19 protein-coding genes, 4 tRNA genes and 1 riboswitch are annotated in these 23,323 nt (G+C 73.6%); of the genes, 12 read left to right on the forward strand and 11 right to left on the reverse strand.

Translation table 11 applies throughout. From position 1 onward, the window contains the following. The first annotated feature begins 15 nt into the window (after window positions 1–15). Both KME80_RS34980 and ligD read left to right on the forward strand, forming a co-directional pair. Window positions 16–972: an aldo/keto reductase gene (locus KME80_RS34980; RefSeq protein WP_219511091.1), complete on the forward strand. Its 957-nt coding sequence runs from the start codon at window positions 16–18 to the stop codon at window positions 970–972. Between the two features lie 51 nt (window positions 973–1,023). Beyond that, window positions 1,024–2,205 carry a non-homologous end-joining DNA ligase gene (gene ligD / locus KME80_RS34985; RefSeq protein ID WP_219511093.1) on the forward strand — a complete coding sequence of 394 codons (1,182 nt, stop codon included), beginning with the start codon at window positions 1,024–1,026 and terminating at the stop codon, window positions 2,203–2,205. 58 nt (window positions 2,206–2,263) lie between these two features. On the opposite strand, the gene KME80_RS34990 is transcribed toward ligD, so the two are convergent. The 3 genes from KME80_RS34990 to KME80_RS35000 are packed head-to-tail and all read right to left on the reverse strand — an operon-like array spanning window position 2,264 to window position 7,427. Continuing rightward, window positions 2,264–5,680 carry a hypothetical protein gene (locus KME80_RS34990; RefSeq protein ID WP_219511095.1) on the reverse strand — a complete coding sequence of 1,139 codons (3,417 nt, stop codon included), beginning with the start codon at window positions 5,678–5,680 and terminating at the stop codon, window positions 2,264–2,266. Between the two features lie 28 nt (window positions 5,681–5,708). After that, the gene (locus KME80_RS34995) at window positions 5,709–6,629 is read right to left on the reverse strand and encodes an SDR family oxidoreductase (protein WP_219511097.1); all 921 of its coding nucleotides are present in this window, start codon (window positions 6,627–6,629) and stop codon (window positions 5,709–5,711) included. A 36-nt stretch (window positions 6,630–6,665) separates the two neighbouring features. Then, window positions 6,666–7,427 (reverse strand): IclR family transcriptional regulator, encoded by a 762-nt coding sequence (locus KME80_RS35000; RefSeq protein WP_219511099.1) that lies wholly within the window; start codon window positions 7,425–7,427, stop codon window positions 6,666–6,668. 68 nt (window positions 7,428–7,495) lie between these two features. Between KME80_RS35000 and KME80_RS35005 the strand changes: the two genes are divergently transcribed. Together KME80_RS35005 and KME80_RS35010 are read left to right on the forward strand one after the other, a co-directional pair. Then, window positions 7,496–8,656: a 4-hydroxybenzoate 3-monooxygenase gene (locus KME80_RS35005; RefSeq protein ID WP_219511101.1), complete on the forward strand. Its 1,161-nt coding sequence runs from the start codon at window positions 7,496–7,498 to the stop codon at window positions 8,654–8,656. Between the two features lie 59 nt (window positions 8,657–8,715). Then, the gene (locus KME80_RS35010; RefSeq protein ID WP_246646279.1) at window positions 8,716–9,030 is read left to right on the forward strand and encodes a DUF6401 family natural product biosynthesis protein; all 315 of its coding nucleotides are present in this window, start codon (window positions 8,716–8,718) and stop codon (window positions 9,028–9,030) included. 40 nt (window positions 9,031–9,070) lie between these two features. Here the strand turns inward: KME80_RS35010 and KME80_RS35015 are convergent, their stop codons facing one another. Further along, on the reverse strand, window positions 9,071–9,811 hold the full coding sequence (locus KME80_RS35015) for a mechanosensitive ion channel family protein (RefSeq protein WP_246646274.1): 741 nt from the start codon (window positions 9,809–9,811) through the stop codon (window positions 9,071–9,073). A 222-nt stretch (window positions 9,812–10,033) separates the two neighbouring features. Here KME80_RS35015 and KME80_RS35020 point away from each other — a divergent pair, with 222 nt between their 5' ends. Continuing rightward, window positions 10,034–10,507: a DUF5946 family protein gene (locus tag KME80_RS35020; protein ID WP_219511105.1), complete on the forward strand. Its 474-nt coding sequence runs from the start codon at window positions 10,034–10,036 to the stop codon at window positions 10,505–10,507. Window positions 10,508–10,555: 48 nt separating this feature from the next. On the opposite strand, the gene KME80_RS35025 is transcribed toward KME80_RS35020, so the two are convergent. From KME80_RS35025 to KME80_RS35045, 5 genes are all read right to left on the reverse strand, one after another. After that, window positions 10,556–10,630 (reverse strand) — tRNA-Val (locus tag KME80_RS35025). Window positions 10,631–10,648: 18 nt separating this feature from the next. Next, window positions 10,649–10,720 (reverse strand) — tRNA-Gly (locus KME80_RS35030). Window positions 10,721–10,772: 52 nt separating this feature from the next. After that, window positions 10,773–10,843: transfer RNA gene (locus tag KME80_RS35035), tRNA-Cys, on the reverse strand. Window positions 10,844–10,858: 15 nt separating this feature from the next. Next, window positions 10,859–10,930, reverse strand: a tRNA-Gly gene (locus KME80_RS35040). Window positions 10,931–11,016: 86 nt separating this feature from the next. Next, window positions 11,017–12,891, reverse strand: coding sequence for an N-acetylmuramoyl-L-alanine amidase (locus KME80_RS35045; RefSeq protein WP_219511108.1), 1,875 nt, complete (start codon window positions 12,889–12,891; stop codon window positions 11,017–11,019). A gap of 195 nt (window positions 12,892–13,086) precedes the next feature. Here KME80_RS35045 and KME80_RS35050 point away from each other — a divergent pair, with 195 nt between their 5' ends. From KME80_RS35050 to KME80_RS35080, 7 genes are all read left to right on the forward strand, one after another. Next, window positions 13,087–13,362, forward strand: coding sequence for a hypothetical protein (locus KME80_RS35050; RefSeq protein WP_443681637.1), 276 nt, complete (start codon window positions 13,087–13,089; stop codon window positions 13,360–13,362). 10 nt (window positions 13,363–13,372) lie between these two features. Further along, window positions 13,373–15,193 carry a glutamine--fructose-6-phosphate transaminase (isomerizing) gene (gene glmS / locus KME80_RS35055; RefSeq protein ID WP_219511112.1) on the forward strand — a complete coding sequence of 607 codons (1,821 nt, stop codon included), beginning with the start codon at window positions 13,373–13,375 and terminating at the stop codon, window positions 15,191–15,193. Window positions 15,194–15,282: 89 nt separating this feature from the next. After that, window positions 15,283–15,993 carry an SAM-dependent methyltransferase gene (locus KME80_RS35060; RefSeq protein ID WP_219511114.1) on the forward strand — a complete coding sequence of 237 codons (711 nt, stop codon included), beginning with the start codon at window positions 15,283–15,285 and terminating at the stop codon, window positions 15,991–15,993. 69 nt (window positions 15,994–16,062) lie between these two features. Further along, on the forward strand, window positions 16,063–17,010 hold the full coding sequence (locus KME80_RS35065) for a tripartite tricarboxylate transporter substrate-binding protein (RefSeq protein ID WP_219511115.1): 948 nt from the start codon (window positions 16,063–16,065) through the stop codon (window positions 17,008–17,010). A gap of 4 nt (window positions 17,011–17,014) precedes the next feature. Next, a riboswitch (cobalamin riboswitch) is annotated at window positions 17,015–17,207 on the forward strand. A 102-nt stretch (window positions 17,208–17,309) separates the two neighbouring features. After that, window positions 17,310–19,463: a ribonucleoside-diphosphate reductase subunit alpha gene (locus KME80_RS35070; RefSeq protein ID WP_219511117.1), complete on the forward strand. Its 2,154-nt coding sequence runs from the start codon at window positions 17,310–17,312 to the stop codon at window positions 19,461–19,463. 15 nt (window positions 19,464–19,478) lie between these two features. After that, window positions 19,479–20,474, forward strand: coding sequence for a ribonucleotide-diphosphate reductase subunit beta (locus tag KME80_RS35075; RefSeq protein WP_219511119.1), 996 nt, complete (start codon window positions 19,479–19,481; stop codon window positions 20,472–20,474). A 20-nt stretch (window positions 20,475–20,494) separates the two neighbouring features. Beyond that, window positions 20,495–21,625 (forward strand): mechanosensitive ion channel family protein, encoded by a 1,131-nt coding sequence (locus tag KME80_RS35080; RefSeq protein WP_308126050.1) that lies wholly within the window; start codon window positions 20,495–20,497, stop codon window positions 21,623–21,625. Window positions 21,626–21,656: 31 nt separating this feature from the next. Here the strand turns inward: KME80_RS35080 and KME80_RS35085 are convergent, their stop codons facing one another. Both KME80_RS35085 and KME80_RS35090 read right to left on the reverse strand, forming a co-directional pair. Continuing rightward, entirely contained in the window at window positions 21,657–22,463 is an 807-nt protein-coding gene (locus tag KME80_RS35085) for a cytochrome c biogenesis CcdA family protein (RefSeq protein WP_219511120.1), read from the reverse strand. Then, on the reverse strand, window positions 22,460–23,212 hold the full coding sequence (locus tag KME80_RS35090) for a DsbA family protein (protein ID WP_219511122.1): 753 nt from the start codon (window positions 23,210–23,212) through the stop codon (window positions 22,460–22,462). The genes KME80_RS35085 and KME80_RS35090 overlap by 4 nt, the downstream gene beginning before the upstream one ends. Window positions 23,213–23,323: the final 111 nt, after the last annotated feature.

The following is a 23,323-nucleotide window of genomic DNA, read 5'->3' on the forward strand; positions in this document are numbered from 1 at the left end:
CCTACGAGGAGACAGATGTCCACCGTGCCGCGCCGCAGGATCGGAACCTGCGGCCCCGAAGCCTCCGTCCTGTCCCTGGGATCGTGGCACACCTACGACCGGATGGATTTCGCCGACGCGGTCGCCCTCGTGCGCCACGCCGTCGACCTGGGGATCAACCTGTTCGACGTCGGCGTCTACGGCTTCCCCGGGCACCCGCCGGTCTTCACCGACGTGCTGTTCTCGGCGATCGTGCGCGCCGCCGGGATCGCCCGCGACGACTACCTGCTGTCGGAGAAGCTCTGGCTGGAGGGCTACCCCGAGCAGCCGCTGCGCGACCAGCTCGAACGCGCCCTGTTCCGCGTCGGCGCCGACCGGGCCGACCTGGTCGTCCTGGGCGACATCCGGCGCGCCGACCTCGACCTGCGGCGGCTCGCCGCCGACCTGGCCGACCTGGAGGCCGCCGGGCTCGTCGGCTGCTGGGGCGTCAACAACTGGTCGGCCACCTCGGTCCGCACGCTGCGCGACCACGCCCTGGAGGCGGGCTCACCGGGGCCGCAGCTCGCCCAGCTCAAGTACAGCCCGTGCCGCCGCTCCATCCCCGACGGCGAGCCGTTCGCCGCGCTGTTCGCCGAGGGCATCTCGCTGCAGGCGTCCGACGTCATGGAGGGCGGCATCCTGGCGGGCCGGGCGACGCCGACCCGCGAGATCGGCCGCGACCCCGGCGGGATCCGCGACCAGATCATGGCCGCCGCCAAGGGGCTCGCCGAGGTCGCCGCCGACCTGGACGCCACCCCGGCGCAGCTCTGCGTCGCGTTCACGCTCACCCACCCGGCCACCTGCACCGTGCTGTTCGGCGTCACCCGCATGCGGCAGCTCACCGACAACGTCGGCGCGCTGGCGCTGCTCGAACGGGTCGGCGCCGAGCGGCTGCGCGAACTGGTCGAACCGTTCTGGGCCGACCGCGACGCCGTCGACCCCGAAGGGCCCTGATCCCGCGCACGCCGCCCCGGGAATGTCGGGCCGCGCGCGTATCGTGATCTCATGCCCGACATCGAGGTCGCCGGCCGCGAGGTACGCGTGACGAGCCCCGACAAGGTGGTGTTCCCGCAGGCCGGGATCACCAAGCTCGACCTGGTCCGCTATTACGAGCGGGTCGGCGAGGCGGCGCTGCGCGGCGTCCACGGCCGGCCGATGGTGCTCAAGCGGTTCGTCAAAGGCATCGAGGAGGAGCCGTTCTTCCAGAAGCGGGCCCCGGCCAAGCGGCCCGCCTGGATCGAGGTGGCCGAGCTGCGCTACCGCTCGGGGCTCAGCGCCGAGGAGGTCGTCTGCACCGACCTGGCGCAGCTCCTGTGGGTGGTCAACCTGGGCTGCGTCGACCTCAACCCGCACCCGGTCCGCGCCGACGACCTGGCCAGCCCGGACGAGCTGCGCATCGACCTCGACCCGGTGCCGGGCGTCGGCTGGGCCGACGTGCTGGCCACCGCCCAGGTCGCCCGCGAGGTGCTGGCCGACCACGGGCTGACCGCCTGGCCCAAGACGTCCGGCTCGCGCGGCTTCCACGTCTACGCCCGCATCGAGCGGCGCTGGCCGTTCGCCCAGGTGCGCAAGGCGGCCGAGACCGTCGCCCGCGAGGTCGAGCGGCGCGCCCCCGGCCTGGCCACCAGCCGGTGGTGGAAGGAGGAGCGCCACGGCGTGTTCGTCGACTTCAACCAGAACGCCTACGACCGCACCGTCGCCTCCGCCTACTCCGTGCGCGCCGTGCCCGACGCCCGCGTCTCCACCCCGCTCACCTGGGACGAGGTGCCCGGCTGCGACCCGGCCGCCTACACGGTCGCCACCGTGCCCGGGCGGCTGGCCGAGCTCGGCGACCCGTGGGCCGACATGGACGCCCACCCCGGCTCCCTCGACGGCCTGCTGGAGCTGGCCGAGGATCTGGGCCCGCCGCCCAAGCCGCCCAAGGGCAGCGGGCGCCGCGTGCAGACCCGGCCCGTCATCGAGATCGCCAAGGCCCAGCACAAGGACGAGGCGCTGGCCGGGCTGGAGCGCTGGAAGGCCCGCCACCCCGACGTGGCCGCCCTCCTGGAGCCCGCCGACGTGCTCGTCGACGGCATGCGCGGGCGCAGCAGCGTGTGGTACCGGATCCGCGTCAACCTGCAGAACGTGCCGGAGGACCGGCGGCCCCCGCAGGAGCCCCTGGAGTCCGACTACGACCCCTGGACCTGACGCCCGCGTGGATGCCCGCGTGGACGCCTGCGCGGGCTCGCCGTCACGCGACCTGTCGTCACTCGTCCGCGGTGATGACCTGGGACGCCTGGTAGGCGGCCTCGCGGGGGCCGTCGGCGCGCACCTGGCGCAGCAGCGCCCGCCACGGCTCCGGCCAGCCCGCCCGCGGCCCGCACTCGGCTGCCAGCCCCACCGCCAGCAACGCCGCCACCTCGGCCGTCACCCCATTCGTCCCCAGGTCCGGGGGCTGAAGGGCGGCGAGGCGCTGGGCGTGGGGGAGGACCCGGTCGGCGGGGACGTCCTCCGCCGACCGGGCGAGGGCGTGGGCCGTCGTGACGGCGGCCAGGACGCCCGGGACCGTCCGGGTCAGCCGGTCCAGCACGGCGTGCGGGTCGTCCCAGTCGACGGTGGCGGCCAGGAGCTCGGCGGCGAGGTGGGCAGGCAGCTCGGCGGCTACCTCCGCTACCACCGCCGCCGCCGGCTCGCGGTCGGCCCGGTGCGCCTCGCACAGGTCCGACACGACGGCGGCCAGCCGCTGGGCGGCCGGACGGTCGCGGTCGGCGCCCGCGTCGGGCTCGGCCGGCGCGGCGGCCAGCGTCCGTACGGCCCCGCGCAGCTCGGCCGTCCCGTGCCCGGAGCACGCCGCGCTGACCAGCCCCCGCGCGGCGGCCCTCCAGCCGGCGGTCTCGTCCAGCCCGGAGAGAAGCCCGGCCAGCCGCTCCACGGCCTCCGGCGCGTACGCGGCCCAGCGGGGCAGCGTCTCGACGGCGATCAGCCGCGTCCGCCGGTCCCGCGCCCGCGTCGCGGCCACCACCAGCCCCCCGTACGCGACCCGCCACCGCTCCGGCACCGCCAGCGGATGCACCCCGAGCACCGGAGCCGCCACATCCCCCGCCGCACCGTCACCCACCACACCGCCGTCCGGGGAGGCCGGGCCGCCGTTCGTCGCGCGGTCCGCGGGGGAGGGCGGGGGGTCGCTCGCCGGGGTGCCGGCCGGGGCGCCTGCGGCTTCGCGTAGGAGGGGCCAGGCTTCCGGGGCGGGGAGGAGGCCGAGGGTGGCCGAGACGATGGCCACGCGGACGTCCTTGTGCTGCCCGTCGGCGCGCCAGAGGTCCCGCAGGATCCCGATGGCGCCGGGGGCGCGGTGGCGGGCGAGGAGCCGGACGGCTTCCTTGCGCGCGGTGACCTTGCCCCCGGCGAGCACCGGCTCCAGGGCCGCCGCCAGCTCGGCGGGTGGGGTGAACCGGGCCGCCCGCGCCGCCGCGTACACCGCCACGTGCGCGTCGTCGCCGCTCGCGCGGGCGAGCAGGGCGGCGAGCACGTCCTGGGGCCGGGCCGTCCACGGGAGCGCGGTGAGCGCGGCCCGCCGCAGCAGCGCCTCGTCCGACTCCAGGTGGCGGCGGAGGCGCCCGGCCTCGACGCCGGGGATCTCGCCCAGTGACCGCACGGCGTGCGCCCGCTCGCCGGTGGGCAGGCCGCCCTGGCCCGCGACCTGTTCGAGCAGCTTCACGTACGCGTCGCGCTGCCGGGCGGTCCATCGCAGGACGGCCTGGCGGGGGACGTGACGCACCTGCCGCACGTCGCTCCTGGCGAAGCGGCCGGAGGGGGCGCGCCGGCCGAGGACGGCGTCCAGCAGGTCGGTGCGGTGCCACACCAGCGCGGCGAACACGCTGCCCACGGCCACCGTCGACGGGTCGGCGGCCAGCAGCCCGGCCACGCGCTCGCCCCGGGTGCGGGGCGGCTCCAGCCAGAGGTCGATCGCCTCGATGGCGGTGAGCTCGCTGACCGCGGTCAGGGCACGTCGCAGCGCCTGTTGCAGCTCGGGCAGGTCGTGGCCGCGCCGCCCGAGCGCGTTGGCGAGCAGGAAGGCCAGCTCGTGCCGGTCGCGGCGGCCGCCCGCCTCCAGGTGGGGCGCGAGCCGCCGCACCAGCGTGACCTCCTGGCCGCGCCGCAGCACGCGCGACAGGTGGCTGAGCGAGGCGGTGCCCACGTAGCCGGTCAGCCGGTCGAAGGCGCGCAGGCCGTACTCCAGCAGGGCGGGGTCGTCGCGCGCGGCCCCCTGCTCGAAGACGCGGGTCGCCAGGCGGGCCAGGGCGAGCCGGGTGTGGTAGGAGCAGTCGCGGGCGGCCAGCGCGTCCTCGACGAGCCGGTCGAGGCCGGGCACGTGCTCGGCCGCGAACAGCCGGGGCGGGACGGCGGCCAGTGCGGCGAGGGCGGCCTGGCGTACCGGGTCCTGTTCGTTGCGCAGCCGCCCGAGCGCGCCGAGCAGGCGGATGAACACGGCGGGGTCGCGGTCGCGCCCGGCGCAGGCGATCAGGTGGCCGTACCCGATGGCCCGGTCGGCGCCCTCGGACCGGCGGGTCGCGGCCAGCAGGGCGGGCTCGGCGTCGGCGTAGGGCAGGAAGGCGGTGATCTCCAGGGTGCGCGCCGGGTCGTCGGCGACGGCGCGCAGCCCGAGCATGCGCCGGGCCTCGGCGACGCGCGGGCGCAGCGGCAGCACGTTCAGCAGGAACGGCGACGGCAGCGCCCGCGACCGGTCCACGCCGGCGGTCGCCGCCTCGAACACGGCCTCCCTGCGGCCCGGCGCCACCGCCCGCAGCAGGTTGATCAGCGCGGGCTCGTGGTCGCGCACCGCCCGCCCGGCCTCGCCGAGCCGGTCGTCGGGCAGCGCGGCCAGCCGCCGCCGGATCGCGGCGCGCCGCAGCAGCCCGGCGAGCTGCGCCTGCCGGCCGGGGACCAGGTAGAGGGCGAGCGTGCGGTCGGGGTCGGCCTTCAGCAGCAGGCTCACGCACCGGGCGCCGCGCGGGCTCCAGTGCTGCTCCAGCAGGGTGATCACGCGTCCGGGAGCGTGCGCGGCGGCGGCCTCGACGCCGGGGCCGCGCGTGAGCCACCACGCCGGGCGGAGCGGGAGCGGCAGCCCGGCCAGCGCCGATTCGGCGTGCCCGAGTACGAGCAGCGGGTGCCGCCTGGCCAGCGTGCGCCAGTTGGGCACGGCGTGCTCGAGGCCGGGCAGCAGGGCGGCGGCCAGATCGGCGGGGCAGGCCGGGAGCAGGCTCGCCGCCTCGCGGTCTCCCCACCGCTGCCGCACGTCGTCGATGAGCAGCGCGGCCAGGTCGCCGCGGCCGTGACGCCGGATCGCCCGGTAGACCTCGGCCCGCCGCGCGGCCGGGCCGGTGCGGACGATCCGCGCGACGACCTCGTCCGGGGCGCCGAGCTTGACCGCCGAGACGATCGCGTAGCGGCCGACGTCCGGGTCGGGGTCGCCGGTGGCCCGGGCGATGTGGGGGAGGTCGCGGGCCGCCGCCGCCAGCCGCACGGCGAGGAAGCGCTCGTACGGGCCGAGCCGGGCCAGGCCGTCGAGCAGGGCGCGCAGCTCGGGCCGGCCGGCCAGGCGCCGCCCGTGCTCGGCCAGGCGGCGGCACCGCTGCCCGTGCGCGAGCTGTTCCACGTCCTTGATCAGAGCATGAGGCCGCATAACTGCCCCATTATGGGGGCTTGCGGCGTCAGCCGCGGGTCGGCCGCTGGTAGCCCTCGTCGCCGCCGTAGACGTGCCGGTCGGGGTCGCGTTCGGGCTGGTTCGCCGGGCTGGTCGGCGACGCGGTGTGTTCCTCGGCGAAGTCCTCCGACGGCATCGGCGGCGGGTTCAGGTAGTCGTGCCAGGTGATTCGGCCCCTCGGCATGGCGTCGGTGGTCAGCGCGCCCTTGCGCTGGGCGGCGGCGACCTTGCCCGGGTAGCGCAGGGGCGGGCACAGTCGCCGCAGCCCTCGGGCGGCCAGCCAGGTCCTGACCAGCTCGGACGTGGCCAGCACGTGCGGCCCGCCGTACTCGGTCACGGCGCGGCCCGGCCCGTCGGCGAGCAGGCCGGTCACCCGGGCGGCGGCCTCGCCCGCGTCGAGCGGCTGCCACGGCAGCGACCGGTCGACCGGCAGCACCGGCGAGCCGGTCAGCCCGCGCAGCACCTGGTCGAGCCGCTGGTGCAGGTGGGTGACGCGGAGGATGGTGAAGGGCAGGCCGCTCTCCCTGACGAACCGTTCTGCCTCGGCCCGGCGGCGCATGGGCCCGGACCGCCCGGCCCCGACGGCGGAGACGTGCAGCAGGTGCGTCACTCCCGCCTCCCGGGCGGCGGTGACGAGCGCGCGGGTGCCGGTGGCGTCGACGGTCAGCGCGCCGGGCGCGGTGCCGGGCCGCGACAGCAGGTCGCCCGCCGTCGCGCGGTCCAGCGCGGCCAGGTGGACGACGGCGTCGCAGCCGGCCACGGCCTCGCGCACGCCGTAGCCCGTGGCCAGGTCGCCGCGCACCCAGGTGACGTCACGCCGGGGCTGCTCCTCCCGGCTCAGCGCCCGGATCTCGTGGCCGGCCCTGAGGAGGGCGGGCACCGCGGCCCGGCCGAGCGTGCCGGTCGCGCCCGTCAGCATGATGAGCATGACCAGCACCTACCCACCAGGCCCCGGACATGCCCGTCAGTCCCCGGCCGGTGGGGCGGCGGCGCGGGCGATGCCCGCCGCGGCCGCGCGCAGCGGCTCCACCAGCCGGGGCAGCTCGCGGGCCCGCCGGGCGGCCAGCACGATCCCGACCGCCGCGATGGCGCGGCCCTCCACGAGCACCGGCGCCGCCGCCGAGCACGACCCGGCCGTCATCTCCTCGTACGTGAGCGCGTGGCCCTGCGCCCGCACGGCGGCCAGCTCGCGCGCCAGCCGCCCCGGCTCGGTGATGGTGTGCGCGGTGGGGCGTTCGAGGGTGCGCGCCAGGTAGGACTGCACGAACCAGTCGGGCTCGTGCGCCAGCAGCGCCTTGCCCACGCCCGTCGGGTGCATCGGCAGCCGCCCGCCGGTCCGCGACACGATGGGCACGGCGCGCCTGCCGTACACCTTGTCCACGTACAGGACCTCCATGCCGTCGCGGACGGCCAGGTGCACGTTCTCGCCGGTGCTCGCGAACAGCTCCTGCAGCCACGGCTGCGCGACCTCGCGCAGCCGTCCGGGCGCGAGCTGGCCGAGCTCCCACAGCCGAAGCCCGACGCGCAGCCGCCCGCCGGGGTCGCGGCTGAGCGCCTGCCACCGCTCCAGCTCGCCGACCAGCCGGTGCGCCGTCGCCAGGGCGACGCCGCTGCGCTCGCTGATCTGCGTGAGCGTGAGCTCGCGGTGGGTGGCGTCGAACGCGCCCAGGATGGCCAGCACCTTGGAGGTGACCGTACGGCCCGGCTCGCGGGCGCCGCCTGACATGTCGCCATTCTTCCACTGAGCGGAAGCCGGTTCTCGATCCGGGGCCCGGCGGGCAGCATGCTGTGCTCATGCGAACTCAGGTAGGGATCATCGGCGCCGGACCGGCCGGCCTGCTCCTTTCTCATCTGCTCCACCTGCGCGGCATCTCCTCGGTGGTGCTGGAGAAGCGCAGCCGCGACTACGTCGAGCGCCGGGTCCGCGCCGGCGTGCTGGAGCAGGGCACGGTCGACACGCTCGTGGAGGCGGGCGTCGGCGGGCGGCTGCTCCGCGAGGGCCTGCCCCACCACGGCATCGAGCTCCGCTACGGCGGCGCGGGACACCGCATCCCGTTCGAGAAGCTGGTGCCCGGCCGGGCCATCACCGTGTACGGCCAGCAGGAGGTGGTCAAGGACCTCATCGCCGCCAGGCTGGAGGCGGGCGGTGACGTGCGGTTCGAGGTCGAGGACGTGGCGATCCACTCGCCGGAGGACCGGCCGTACCTGACGTTCGGCGGCGAGCGGCTGGACTGCGACGTGATCGCCGGGTGCGACGGGTTCCACGGCGTGTCGAGGCCGTCGGTGCCGCCGGGCGTGCTGCGGACCTACGAGCGCGACTACCCGTTCGCCTGGCTCGGCATCCTGGCCAGGGTGGCGCCGTCGTCGGAGGAGCTGATCTACGCCAGGAACGAGCGCGGCTTCGCCCTGCACAGCATGCGCACGCCCGAGATCAGCCGCTTCTACCTCCAGGTGCCGCCCGACGCCGACGTGGCCGAGTGGCCCGACGAGCGGATCTGGGCCGAGCTGAAGGCCCGGCTGGAGACGGTGCCCGGGTTCGCGCTGACGACCGGCGAGATCATCGAGAAGGGCGTCACGCCGATGCGCGGCTTCGTCACCGAGCCGATGCAGTACGGCCGCCTCTACCTGGCCGGGGACGCCGCCCACATCGTGCCGCCGACCGGCGCCAAGGGGCTGAACCTGGCCGTGGCCGACGTGCGGGTGCTCACCGAGGCGCTGGCCGCGTTCTTCCACGACGGCTCCACCGGCCTGCTCGACGGCTACTCCGAGGCGTGCCTGAAGCGGGTGTGGCGGGCCCAGCACTTCTCGTGGTGGATGACGACGCTGCTGCACACGTTCGACTCCGACGACGACTACGGGCGCCGGCTGCAGCTGTCCCACCTGGACTACGTGACGTCCTCGGAGGTCGCGGCCACGACGCTTGCGGAGAACTACGTGGGACTGCCCTTCCCCTGAGCCGGCCGCCCGGACGTGGGCGGGACGGGTAAAGGGGTTTTGGCATGGTTTAGGGTTTGATGGTGCTTTTTGCGGATGGATGGGCGGCTGCGCCGCTGCGCTCGGTCATGCAGACCCTCGGGCAGGACCAGCTCGCCAGGATGGCCACGGACCCCGGTCTCGTCGCCGCGGTGGACCAGCACGCCGCGGTGCTGCGGGACGCGATCCCGCTGGATCGCGAGACGCTGGGCGACTACCTGCTCGGCTTCCTCGACGAGCTGCGACACCGGGGCTGGGCGTTCAGCGGCGAGCCGGACGCCGCCGCCCTCCGTCTGACGGCGGTGTGCTGGCTCGCCCGCGAACGGGGCTTCCTCGAAGGGGAGCTCCCCGCCTGACGCGCCGGGACCGGCCGGGCGGCCGGTCCCGTGAGGCACGTCAGGGTTCCCGGTAGTCGGACCGGGTGGCGCCGCCCGACTGGACGTGCGGAGCCTCCTCGGTCATCTGCTGGGCGTCCCCGCGACCCCGCTGGTACGCCTCCGCGTGCGCCCTGGCCTGCGGCGCCTCCTGCTCGATCCGGCCCAGCCAGCGTTCCCACCGCTGCTGCATCGGCCGGACGAGACCGCCGCCCACGCCGATGGCCGCGATGGCGCCGAGCGTCGCCAGCACCGTGATCAGCACCGGGATCGTGACCGCGGTGGCCACCCCGATCTGGTTGAGCGCGGCGATGATGCCCAGGGCCCAGATGAACACGGCGGCGGCCGTCGCCAGCCAGCGGCCGTACGAGAGCTCGCCGAGCGCACTGGAGATGATGTCCCGGACCGCCTTGGCGATGGCCCCGGCCACCACGATGATCACGATCGCGACCGCGGCCAGTGGCAGCCAGGCCACCACGCCGGTGAGAAGCGTCGAGATCGGGTTCGGCCCGAACACGCTGAAGGCGATCTGCAGCGTGATCAGCAGCAGCGCGTAGTACAGGAGCTTCGACAGCAGCCCGCTGGCGCCGTAACGGCTGCGTTCCTGCCACCGCCCGGCGGCGCCGCTGCGTGCCACCGCGCGGTCGAAGCCGACCCGGTTCAGCAGCTTGCCCAGGACCTTCGCCAGCACCTTGGCCACGATCCAGCCGATAATGAGAATGACGACGAATGCGACAAGCTTCGGAACGAATGTCGCGATCATCCGCCAGGCATCGGATATGCCTTGGCCTATGTTGATGTCCACGGTTTCCTCCTCCGAGGAGCCAATGCCTGCGCGCTACCCGCTCAGCGCCCCGATATACACGGAGAGCGACGATAAATGCGGGTTTTTGGCATATTTGGTCAACGGAGAGTAATGACATGGCTTGGCGGAGGCCGGGAATTCGGATGACAAGCCTGTCGCCGTGCGCCTAGGGTGCCGCGCATGGATCAGTGCGACTGCGGCGCGGAAGCCGGCCCCCTCGGCCTGTGCGACTACTACTACTACGCGATCCTGGCCGAGGAGCAGGGCGATCCGGAGATGTACCGCTGGCACGCCCCCGTCGTCTGCGCCTACCTGCTGCAGCACCCCTCCCGGGGGCACGCCAAGTACCTCGACACCCAGTTCCGACTGTTGCAGCTCTGCCTGGACCAGGGGATCGAAGCGCTGCTGCGGGTGGCGTCCCACCAGGTGGCGCGCAACCGGCACGGGGTCCGGTCGGGATACGACATGGCGCCGCTGGAGCCCTACGCGCCGCTCCCGCAGGAGGGGCCGCCGGAGCGGTTCCGCACCGGGTTCGCCGCCCTGCCGTGCGACGACGGCAGCTTCGTCGCCCGGGGCCACGAGGACTACGGCCGCCGCATGACGGCCATCGCCCAGGCCACCGTGGACGCCTGGTTCGGCCGCCCCGCCGGATGACGAAAGAGCCCCGGTCCTCCATCGGAGGCCGGGGCGTTTCGCGGTCGGTGGTGGACGATACTGGGATTGAACCAGTGACCTCTTCCGTGTCAGGGAAGCGCTCTCCCGCTGAGCTAATCGTCCGGGATTGAGTTGTCTCAGAGCGGAAGACGGGATTCGAACCCGCGACCCTCACCTTGGCAAGGTGATGCTCTACCACTGAGCCACTTCCGCATGGCGTTGCACTTACTTTAGCCGATCCTGACGAGTCCGCCGAACCGCACCGAGGTGGAGACGGGATTTGAACCCGTGTAGACGGCTTTGCAGGCCGCTGCCTCGCCTCTCGGCCACTCCACCAGGAGTTGAACTCCGAGCGGAAGACGGGATTCGAACCCGCGACCCTCACCTTGGCAAGGTGATGCTCTACCACTGAGCCACTTCCGCGTGTTTCCGGCACTGAACCGGCCACGGGAAAACCATATCGCCTCCTGGGAGTGCCCGTGCGCACTGTGAGGCCCCTGTGGCGAAAATCAGCGGATGACACGGACGTCGTCCGCCCGGACGAACGCCACCCGGTGGCCGAGCTGGATCTGGTGGTAGCGCAGCCGTCCCTTGACCGTGACGTGCCGGGCCGGGTCGAACGAGCGGGCCGAGTGATAGCTGCCCGTCAGGCTCTGGCCGAGCGCGTACGTCTGGCCGGGGGCGAGCGTGTAGGGCAGCGCGGCGTGCTGCTGGACCGGGGCGCGGGTGCCCGCATAGGCCGACCTTTCCGGGAAGGCGCGGCCGTACACCTTGACGCCCGGGCGGACCGGCGTGACCAGCGGCCCCCGCGCCGCCACGGACGTCGGGCGCGCGGACGGGTCGTGGAACCAGGCCTTCTGCCCGAGATACCAGATGGCCGTCCAGTCGCCCCGCCGCTCCGCCAGCCCGAACCGCTGCCCCGCCGACGCGCGGGCGCTGTGGTCGTAGACGCTGTACGTGCTCGGTGCGCCGGGCCGCTTGCCCGCGTCGTCCACCAGCGGGGCGTCCTCGCGCGGCTCGGTGCGCAGCCACACCGCCGACGCGCCGTGCCGCGGGCACCGCCCGGCCGGCCTGGCCTTCACGCAGCCGGTGAACCTGGGCCGGTGCTCGTCGTACGACGGCAGCACCAGCACCGACCCCGGGCCGCTTTCGTCGCCCGCGAACCCGCCCGTCAGCTCGTACGCCGGCCCGTCGTGCCCCGGCCGCTCGAACGGCTTGCCGAGCAGGTCGAAGTAGTGCGCCCAGTCCCAGTACGGGCCCGGGTCGTCGTGCATCTGCGGCAGCGTCTTCGCCGACGTGCCGGGGACGTTGTCGTGGCCCAGGACGTGTTGGCGGTCCAGCGGGATGCCGTGCCGGTCCGCCAGGTAGCGCACCAGCTTGGCCGACGCCCGGTACATCGCCTCGGTGTACCAGGTGCCGCCCTGCGCCAGGTACCCCTCGTGCTCGATGCCGATCGAACGGGTGTTGACGTCCCAGTTACCGGCATGCCAGGCGATGTCCTTGTTCCGCACGTGCTGGGCGACATGCCCGTCGCGGGAGCGGATCGTGTAGTGCCAGCTCACGTACTTCGGGTTGCGCACCAGCGAGGGGATCCCGGCGTAGGTGCCCTCGGTGTCGTGGATGACCACGTAGTCGATGCGGCGGGCGCGGTCCAGGCGGTCGTGGTTGCCGTGGTCGCCCTTGCCGGTGCGCGCGTACGCGGCGGGCATCCACTCGCAGGCCAGCGTGTGCGGGCACTCGGCGTGCCCCTTCGCCCGGCGCAGCGGCGCGGGGCCGGGCAGGCGCGGGTTCGCGGGCAGCCGCACCACCGACCCGTCGTCGGTCCTGCGCTCCACCCCCGAGCGCATCACCGACACCACCTCGTCGGCGAAGGCCCGCGACCCGGCGTACCGGGCGATGGCCTCGTACCAGGCGGCCGGATCGGCGCCGGGCCGCTGCTGGTAGGAGGCCAGCAGCGCGGCGCCGCCCCGGATGTTCGCCGCCGGATCGCTGCGCAGCCGCTCCGCGCTCACCCCGGTGAGCCGTCCCGCCTCGGCCAGCGTCGCCCCCGCGGCCGAGGCGCCTGCTTCACCGGCGTCCTCGTGGTGAACAGGCGCCTGCGCCAGCGGGCGGGCCGGGTCGCCGCGGCGGTCGGCGTGGGTGTGGCCGGGGCCGGGCCGGGCGGCGGCGGGGTCGAGGAGGTGCATGGGGCCGTAGCCGCCGGCGGTGCTGGGCGCGCCGCCGTGGGCGTCCCAGCGCGACTGCAGGTACGACACGCCGAGCAGGACGCTCTCCGGCACCCCGTACGCGCGGGCGGCGGCGGCGAAGTCCGCCTGGCGGCCGTCCGGGTGGCCGGGCGCGACCAGGACGGTGGCGGCGGCGACGACGGCGGCCCACAACAGCATGACAACCCCCACGGAATGGCACACAATGAATACTCACCGTAACCATTCCCAGATGGGGATGTGTCAGACGGGACAGTTGAGGCAGATGTGACTCATGGTGATCTCCTCCCTCATGACAGAAGATGGAGGTAAATGCTGCCCGATATCGGGCAGGAAGTTGAAGTGTCTCGTTCCAGCTGCGTAATGTCCTCGACTGTGTCCACGGCACGGCATCCCTACGAGGACCTCATCGCCCACCTCACCAGGAGCACCCCGCTGGGGCCCGGTGAGGCGGCGCGCGTGGTGGCCGACGTCCTGGCGTACTTCTCCGAGCCGGTGGAGGAGTTCGTGCGGCGGCGTCACGGCGAGCTCAAGGCTCGCGGCCTGACCAATGACGAGATCTTTCCCAGGATCGCCGCGGAGCTGCGCGGCCGCCGGGTGGCGGCCCCCGAGCTGTCGCTGCGTCAGCTGCGCCGGATCGTTTACGGATAGGAGACCTCGCATGTGCGGAATCGTCGCGTACGTGGGGCCGCAGGACGCGGCGCCCATCCTGCTCGAAGGGCTGCAGCGGCTGGAGTACCGCGGCTACGACTCGGCCGGGGTCGTGGTCTCCAACAAGGGCCTCAAGCTGCGCAAGGTCAAGGGCCGGGTGGCCGATCTGGCCAAGGTGGTGCCCGCGAGGTTCAAGGGGACGCTCGGCATCGGCCACACCCGGTGGGCCACGCACGGCGTGCCGAGCGACGTGAACGCGCATCCGCACCTGTCGTCCGACGAGCGCGTCGCGGTCGTGCACAACGGCATCATCGAGAACGCCGACGAGCTGCGCGCCAAGCTGATCGCCGACGGCGTGGGCTTCCGGTCGGAGACCGACACCGAGGTGCTGGCCCACCTGATCGCTCGCGCGGTGGACGAGAACGACACGCTGGAGGAGGCCGTGCGCAAGTCGCTCAAGAGCGTCGTGGGCACGTACGGCATCGCGGTGATCGACGCCGAGCGGCCGGGCGAGGTGGTCGTGGCCCGCAACGGCAGCCCGATCGTGCTCGGCATCGGCGAGAAGGAGATGTTCGCCGCCTCCGACGTGGCCGCCCTGGTGCGCTACACCCGGCAGGTCGTCCACCTGGAGGACGGCGAGCTGGCGGTGCTGCGCGCCGACGGCTTCCACACCTTCGCCAGCGACGCCCGAGAGACGGCCAAGGAGCCGCTGACCGTCGACTGGGACGCCGGACACTACGACACCGGCGGCTACGAGCACTACCTGCTCAAGGAGATCTCCGAGCAGCCGGAGACCGCGGCCCGCACGATGAGCGGCAGGCTCGACGAGCGCTTCCACGTCGCGCACCTGGGCGGGCTGAACATGGACGCCCGCGAGACCCGCTCGTTCCGCCGGGTGAAGATCATCGGCTGCGGGTCGGCCTACTACTCGGGCCAGATCGGCGCCCAGCTCATCGAGGAGCTGGCGCGCATCCCGGCCGACGCCGAGCCGGCCAGCGAGTTCCGCTACCGCAACCCGGTCGTCGACCAGGACACCCTCTACGTGGCGATCAGCCAGTCCGGCGAGACGTACGACACGCTGGCCGCCGTGCAGGAGCTCAAGCGCAAGGGCGGCCGGGTGATCGGCATCGTCAACGCGGTCGGCAGCGCCATCGCCCGCGAGGTCGACGGCGGCGTCTACCTGCACGCGGGGCCGGAGGTGTCGGTCGCCTCGACCAAGGCGTTCACCTCGACGGCGGTGGCCTTCGCGCTGCTCGCGCTGCATCTGGGCCGGGTGCGCGACCTGTCGCCCGCCGACGGCAGGCGCATCTGCGAGGGCCTGCGCCGGCTGCCCGACCAGATCGAGGAGATCGTCGCGCAGAGCGACAAGATCGCCGAGCTGGCCGGCAAGTACGCCAAGCACGCGAGCATGATGTTCGTCGGCCGGGTGCGCGGCTACCCGGTGGCCCGCGAGGGCGCCCAGAAGCTCAAGGAGATCTCGTACGTGCACGCCGAGGCCTATCCGGCGAGCGAGCTCAAGCACGGCCCGCTCGCGCTGATCGGCCCGGAGATGCCGACGGTGGCGATCGTGCCCGACGACGAACTGCTGGACAAGAACCTCACCACGCTCGGCGAGATCCGCGCCCGCGGCGGCCAGGTGCTCATGGTCGGCCACCGCGAGCCCGACGCCAAGCTGGCCGACGACGCGATCGTGGTGCCGAAGAACGAGATCGAGCTCGACCCGATCCTGCTGACGATCCCGCTGCAGCTCCTGGCCTACCACGCCGCGGTCGCGCTGGGCCGTGACGTGGACAAGCCGCGCAACCTCGCCAAGAGCGTCACAGTGGAGTGACCCGAGGGCAGGAAATGCTTACCGTCGGAGGGGTCACAGTGGGAATCGGCCCCCTGTGGCCCTTGACAGTGAGCGCCTAGGGTCGAACTGTGTCCCAGTTCGACCCACGCACTCCCAATCTTGCCCGGATGTACGACTACCTGCTCGGCGGCACGGACAACTACGCGGTCGACCGCGAGGCCATCGACAGGCTGTCGGACCTGATCCCGGAGGCCGTGCCGCTGGCCAGGGCCAACCGCGGCTTCCTCCAGCGCGCCGCCCGCTACGTCGCCGCCGAGGGCGTCGGCCAGTTCGTCGGCCTGGGCAGCGGCCTGCCGACCCGGGGCAACGTGCACGAGGTCGTGCCCGGCGCGAAGGTGCTCTACGTCGACCACGACCCGGTCGTCGCCGAGCACGCCCGCGAGCTGCTGGCCGACGAGCCCCGCGCGGTGTTCGCCGAGGCCGATCCGCTCGACGCCGGCGAGGTGCTGGCCAGGGCAGAGGGCTTCCTGGACCTGTCGCGGCCGGTCGCCGTGTTCCTGGTGTCGATGCCGCACGGCGGCCGCGACCCGGGGCCGGCGCTGTCCCGGCTGCGGGAGGCGGTGGCGCCCGGCAGCTATGTGGCGCTCACCCACGCCGCCTCCGGCGACCGCCGGGACGGCACCCGCAGCCCGGCGGAGATCCGCGCGTTCTTCGGCGACTTCGCGCTGGTCCCGCCGGGTCTGGTGCAGGCGGCCGAGTGGCGCCCGGACCGGCCGAGGCTGGTCGGCGGCACGCCGCTGCCGTCGTACCTGCTGGCGGGGCTCGCGATGAAGAAGTAGCAGCAAATCGGATTAACTATGCGTGATGCGTCAATAACCTGAGGTAACTGCGCTCGGGGGAGGCGGGTCATGCGGCGGAGACGCTTTCTCGCGGCGGGCCTCGGAATGGCCGCCGCCGTGGCCGGCTGCGGCACCGAGCGCTTCCCGGCGGGCGCCGGGGACGCACGCGGCGCGTACGAGATCGTCGCGGGCGGCGAGCGGTGGGAACGCGTGACCCGCGCGTTCGCCGGCGCGGCGGGCGAGGCCGGGTTCGCCGGGCGGGGGCCCGTGCGGATCACCGTCACCGGGCTGCCCGCGCTCGCCGCCGCCGAGCTGAACCACGGCGAGTCGCTGATGGACACCGCGACGCCGCTGGCCAGGCTGGCCGGCGAGGTCGTGGTCGTGGTGGTGCCCGCCACGTCCCGCTTCCGCAGCTTCGACGAGTTCGGCGCCCACCTGCTGGCCAGGCCGGGGGAGACGCCGCTGGCCGGCGGCCCCCAGGGCGAGCCCGACCACCTGCTGTTCGGGCTGATCGCCAAGGGGCTGGGCGCCGACACCCGCCAGGTCGACTACACCGGCTACCGGAGCAGCGCCGAGGCGGCCACCGCGCTGCGGGCCGGCCGGGCCGCGGCCGCCGCCGGCGCGCTCGCCGACTGGCGCGGCCCCATCCGTCGCGGCGCCGTACGGGTGCTGGCCGTCTCGTGCGCCAGGCGCTTCCCCGGCGTGGACGCGCCCAGCCTGCTGGAGAGCGGCATCCGCGTCGACTTCGCCAACTGGTGCGCCGCCGTCGGCCCCGGCGCCATGCCGGAGGACAGGCGCGCCTCGGCGGTGCGGATGTGCGAGGAGGTGACCGGATCGCCGTCCTGGCAGCGCGCCTGCGAGGCGGGCGGCTGGGTGCGCATCCCGCTGGCCGGCGACGACTTCCGCGCCTGGCTCGACTCCGAGGTGCGCAGGACCAAGGCCGTGCTCCGCGATCTCGGCCTCGTCGAGACCAGCGGCGGCACAACATGCTGGGGTAGTTGCGGAAACGGCCACTAGATGTAGGATCCTGGTCGTCGCTGGTTCGCCCCTTGGGGCGGAGTGAAAGGGAACCCGGTGCGAATCCGGGGCTGCCCCGCAGCGGTGAGCGGGAACGACCGCCGTCACACGCACTGGAGAGATCCGGGAAGCGACGGCCAGTAGGAGTGCGCGTTGCGCCCGCGAGCCCGAAGACCTGCCAGCGGTTGTCTTGTCCAGGGCCTCGAGGGAGGGCCCGGGGGCGTCGCGCGGCCGGGGATCGAGGCGAGCCGCCGTGCTCTCGCGTGCCCTCACGGGGGAAGCTCGCGAGGAGAGAGCACGTGACACAGATCGTTGAGGGTGACCGCCGCCTGGCCATCGAGGAGGCCGCCGCGCGGGTGATCACCGACCCGGCCAACTCGCGGGTCGCCGCCCGGCTGCTGGCCGAGGAGATCGCCGAGGAGGCCGCCGGGCACGGCGTGCGGTCGTTCGCCGAGTCGGTAGCCGCCACCCACGCCGCCGGGCTGATCCAGGACTCGCTCGCCGCCTTCGTCGCCGCGCACGCCGCCGAGCTGGACGCGCTGATCGACGACGGCGCCGACGAGCGCTTCGAGTACTTCGGGCTGCGCACCGTCTACGACCGCTACCTGCTGCGCCACCCCGTCACGCGGGCCGTGCTGGAGCGGCCCCAGCACTTCTTCCTGCGGGTGGCGTGCGGCCTGTCGGAGACCGTGGCCGAGGCCGCCGAGCTGTACGCGCTGATGTCGGCGCTGGCCTACCTGCCCAGCTCGCCGACGCTGTTCAACGCGGGCGCGCGCCGGCCGCAGCTCTCGTCCTGCTTCCTGCTCGACTCGCCGCGCGACGAGCTGGAGTCGATCTACGACCGCTACGGCCAGGTGGCCCGGCTGTCGAAGTACGCGGGCGGCATCGGCATCTCGTGGACCCGGGTGCGCTCGCGCGGGTCGCTGATCCGGGGCACCAACGGGCACTCCAACGGCATCGTGCCGTGGCTGCGCACGCTCGACTCCTCCGTGGCCGCGGTCAACCAGGGCGGCAGGCGCAAGGGCGCGGCCTGCGTCTACCTGGAGACCTGGCACGCCGACGTCGAGGAGTTCCTGGAGCTGCGCGACAACACCGGCGAGGACGCCCGCCGCACCCACAACCTCAACCTGGCCAACTGGGTGCCCGACGAGTTCATGCGCCGGGTGGAGGCCGACGAGGTCTGGTCGCTGTTCGACCCCAAGGAGGTCCCCGACCTGACCGACCTGTACGGGGAGGAGTTCGACCGCGCCTACCGCGCCTACGAGGCCGCCGGGCGGTTCGTCCGCCAGATCCCGGCCCGCACCCTCTACGGGCGGATGATGCGCACGCTCGCGCAGACCGGCAACGGCTGGATGACGTTCAAGGACGCCGCCAACCGCACCTCCAACCAGACCGGCCGCCCCGGCAACGTCATCCACCTGTCGAACCTGTGCACCGAGATCCTGGAGGTCACCGGCGACGCCGAGACCGCGGTGTGCAACCTGGGCTCGATCAACCTCGCCGCCCACGTACGGGACGGCGACCTCGACTGGGAGCGGCTGCGCGGCACCGTCCGCACCGCCGTGCGCTTCCTGGACCGCACGATCGACCTCGGCTTCTACCCGACGCCCGAGGCCGAGACGGCCAACAAGAAGTGGCGGCCGATCGGGCTCGGCGTGATGGGGCTGGCCGACGTGTTCTTCGCGCTGCGGCTGCCGTTCGACTCCGGCCCGGCGCTGGCGCTGTCGACCCGGATCGCCGAGGAGATCGCTCTGGCCGCCTACGACACCTCCGCCGACCTGGCCGCCGAGCGCGGCAGGCACCCCTCCTACGACGACACCCGCGCCGCCGCCGGGGTGCTGCACCCCGACCACTACGGCGCCGCCGCCACGCCGCGCTGGGACGCGCTGCGCGACAAGATCGCCGTCACCGGGCTGCGCAACTCCCTGATGGTCGCGATCGCGCCGACGGCCACGATCGCCTCCATCGCCGGCTGCTACGAGTGCATCGAGCCGCAGGTGTCCAACGTGTTCAAGCGCGAGACGCTGTCGGGCGAGTTCCTCCAGGTCAACCGCTACCTCGTGGCCGACCTCCAGGCGCGCGGGCTGTGGACGCAGCCGGTGCGCGACGCGATCAAGCGCGCCGACGGGTCCGTGCAGGACGTGCCCGGCGTCCCGGACGACCTCAAGACCCTCTACCGCACCGCGTGGGAGCTGCCGCAGAAGGCGCTCATCGACCTCGCGGCGGCGCGGCAGCCGTACATCGACCAGTCGCAGTCGCTCAACCTGTTCATGGCCAGCCCCACCATCGGCAAGCTGTCGTCGATGTACGCCTACGCGTGGAAGAGCGGCCTCAAGACCACCTACTACCTGCGCTCGCGCCCGGCCACCCGGATCGCGCAGACGACCGTCCCCGTCGCCGAGGCCGTCGCCTGCTCGCTGGAGAACCCGGAAGTCTGCGAAGCCTGCCAGTAAAGGACGGATCCCATCATGCTGCTCGACCCCGGAATGGACCTCACGCTCCGCCCGATGCGCTACCCGGACTTCTACGAACGCTACCGGGCCGCCATCCGCAACACCTGGACGGTGGAGGAGGTCGACCTGCACAACGACCTCGCCGACCTGACCAGGATGACGCCGCAGGAACGCCACCTGATCAACCGCCTGGTCGCCTTCTTCGCCACCGGCGACTCCATCGTGGCCAACAACCTCGTGCTCAACCTCTACCAGCACGTCAACGCCCCCGAAGCGCGCCTCTACCTGAGCAGGCAGCTGTACGAGGAGGCCGTGCACGTGCAGTTCTACCTGACGCTGCTCGACACCTACCTGCCCGACCCGGACGAGCGGGTCAAGGCGTTCGCCGCGATCGAGCACATCCCGTCCATCCGGGACAAGGCCGAGTTCTGCTTCCGGTGGATCGACTCGATCAACGGCATCCAGCGGCTGGAGAGCGCCGCCCAGCGGCGGCAGTTCCTGCTCAACCTCATCTGCTTCGCCGCCTGCATCGAGGGCCTGTTCTTCTACGGCGCCTTCGCCTACGTCTACTGGTTCCGCTCCCGGGGGCTGCTCGACGGGCTGGCCGCCGGGACGAACTGGGTGTTCCGCGACGAGTCCATGCACATGGAGTTCGCCTTCAGCGTCGTCGACACCGTACGCTCCGAGGAGCCCGAGCTGTTCGACGACGACCTGCGCGACCAGGTCACCCGCATGCTGGAGGAGGCGGTCGAGGCGGAGCTGGCCTTCGCCCGCGACCTGTGCGGCGACGGCATGCCGGGGATGAGCGTCGAGCAGATGCGCGCCTACCTGGAGTACGTGGCCGACCAGCGGCTGGCCAGGCTCGGCATGCCCGGCCGCTACGGCAGCGCGAACCCGTTCGCGTTCATGGAACTGCAGGACGTGCAGGAGCTGGCAAACTTCTTCGAGCGGCGCGTCTCCGCGTATCAAGTTGCGGTTGAGGGCAATGTGACCTTTGACGAGACGTTCTAGAACATTTGGGGGAGTAGCGCGTGCAGCCGACGTCCAACTGGCTGATCATGGCCGTCTCCGTCGCCGGGGCGATCCTCGGCGTGGAGCTGGCCAGACGGGTGCTGTCACGGGTGGGCCGCAAGTACGCGCTCGCCCGGCACCTGGTGGAGCACTGCACGTGGGCCACCTTCGCCATGGCGGCCGTCCTGGCCTGCAACATCGTGTTCGGGCCGTGGATGATGGGCGACACGCGGCAGGAGCGCCAGCTCGGCGAGTCGATCGACCGCGTCATCGGCCTGCTCACCATCGCCACCGTCACCTGGCTGATCATCGGCGTCACGTACGCGCTCACCGACGTCATCCTCGACCGGCTCGTGCTGGTCGAGGGCGAGCGCAACCGGCGGGCCCGGCGCATCATGACGCAGATCGCGCTGGTCCGCCGGATCGCCGCCGCCACCGTGATCGTCGTCGCGGTCGGCGCCATGCTCTTCTCCTTCCCGCAGGTGCGGGCCCTCGGCGCCGGACTGCTCGCCTCCGCGGGCATCGCCGGCGCCGTCGTCGGCATCGCCGCCCAGCCCACGATCGGCAACATGCTCGCCGGGCTCCAGCTCGCCTTCAGCGACGCGCTGCGCCTCGACGACGTGGTGGTGGTCGAGGAGGAGTGGGGCCGCATCGAGGAGCTCACGCTCACCTACGTGGTGCTGCGGCTCTGGGACGAGCGGCGGCTCGTGCTGCCCGTCTCCTACTTCACGCAGAACCCGTTCGAGAACTGGACCCGGCACGGCAGCCGCGTCCTGGCCGTCGTCTATTTGCGGGTCGACTGGTCGGTGCCGGTCGACAAACTGCGCGAGGAACTGTACGCGTTCATCCAGGAAAGCCCGCTGTGGGATCAAAAGGACTGGACGCTCCAGGTCACCGACGTGCTCCCCAACGGGCTGGTGGAGCTGCGCGGCCTGATGAGCGCCGCCGACTCGGCCTCCGCCTGGGACCTCAAGTGCGACGTACGCGAGCACCTGGTGAAGTTCGTCCGCGAGAACTACCCCGACGCGCTGCCCCGCTTCCGCGTCGAGACCCCCGAGACCCGGGCCGGGGTCCCCTGGTCGGCGGGCCGCGACACCGCCGCCAAGGGCACGCAGGGCGCGTCGGGCCGCGACGACCCCGGCGACGCCTGAGCCCTCAGCGGCGCCTCAGCCGCCAGTGCGCTCAGCGGCGCCTCAGCCGCCAGAGCGTGACCCCGGCCAGCGCCACGGCCGCCACCCCCACGAGCGCCAGGTCGGGCACCCGCACCGACGCCGCCGCCTCCTGCAGCCACGCCTCCCACTCCTCCGGGAACGGCGCCGCCAGCCCGCGCGTGCCGTCGGAGACCAGGAACAGCACGCCCAGCCCGGCGAACACCAGCCCCGACAGCAGCGACGTGGTGTGCACCCGCAGCCTGCCGACCCGCAGCCCGCGCCCCCGCAGCCACCGCCGCCCGCCGAGGTCGAAGCGCTCCCACAGGGCCGCGAGCAGCAGCAGCGGCGCCGCCATCCCGGCCGCGTACACCGCCAGCAGCACGCCGCCGCGCAGCGCGCCGCCGGAGGCCGCCGCCACCGTGAGCACCGCGCCCAGCACCGGCCCGGCGCAGAACCCGGCCAGCCCCGACACCAGCCCCAGCGCCAGCACGGCTCCCGCCGAATCGCCGCGCACGTGCGCCCGCAGCCGCTCCAGCGGCCCGATCGTCCAGCCCTGCCCGGCGACCTGCGCCACGCCCAGCGCGATCAGCAGCCACCCGGCGGCCGTCACCAGCAGGTCCTGGTGGCCGTAGAACAGCCGGCTCGCCTGCGCCGACCCCATCCCGAGCGGCACCAGCACCAGGCACAGCCCCAGGTAGAACAGCAGCGTCCGCCCGGCCAGCCGGCGCCCGCCCGGGAACGCGTAGCCGAAGAACGCCGGCAGCAGCAGCGCCCCGCACGGGCTCAGCAGCGAGAACAGCCCGCCCAGGAACGCGGCGGCGTAACCGACGCCGCTCATCCGCCCCGGCGCGCCTTCTCGATCGCCTCCCGGAACGCCGCCACCGGCTGCGCCCCGAACAGCAGCTCCCCGTTGACCAGGAACGCGGGCGTGCCCGGCAGGCCGAGCTGGTAGGCGAACGCGGTGTCGTGGTCGACGGCCTCCCGCACGGCTCTGCCCCGGCGGTCGCGGTCGAACCTGGCCACGTCCAGCCCGGCCGTTACGGCGGCGGCGCGCAGCCGCGCGGGCGTCACCCGCGTCCCGCCCGCGAACAGCGCGTCGTGGAACTGCCAGAAGCGGCCCTGCAGCGACGCGGCCCGCGCCGCGTAGGCCGCGTCGACGCTGGCCTGGCCCCTGATCGGGTAGTCGCGCCAGAAGACGCGGACGACGCCGGTGGCGATGTAGTCGCGCTGGAGCACGGGCTCGATCTCGCGGGCGTAGCGGCGGCAGTTGGGGCACTGGAAGTCGCCGAACTCGACGATCGTGACGGGCGCGTCCTGCGACCCCTTGGCCAGCTTCAGGTCCACGGGCGGCGGCGTGGGCCCCTCCCACACGGCCACACTCGGGCTCTCGGCCGGAGTGGCCTCCGCAGTGGCCGTGGGGGTCGCGGAGGCCGGGGGCGTGGAGGCCGGGGGCGCGGTGGCCGGGGGCGCGGTGGCCGTCACGGCGGCTTCGTCGTCGCGGTCGAGGGCGGCGACGCCGAGGACCGCCAGCACCGCCGTCCCGGCCACGGCGCCGAGCACCGCCCTGCGTCTCGATCCTGCGTCCATCTGCCCCATCATCCCAGCCCCGGGGCCCGGTGCGGCCTCCCGGGAGGCCGCACCGCCCGGTCACCGGGGGCCGACGGGGCTCTCCGCCGGCCCCCGGCTCCCCCGCCCCGG

Source organism: Nonomuraea ceibae (genome assembly GCF_019396325.1).
Lineage (GTDB): Bacteria > Actinomycetota > Actinomycetes > Streptosporangiales > Streptosporangiaceae > Nonomuraea > Nonomuraea ceibae.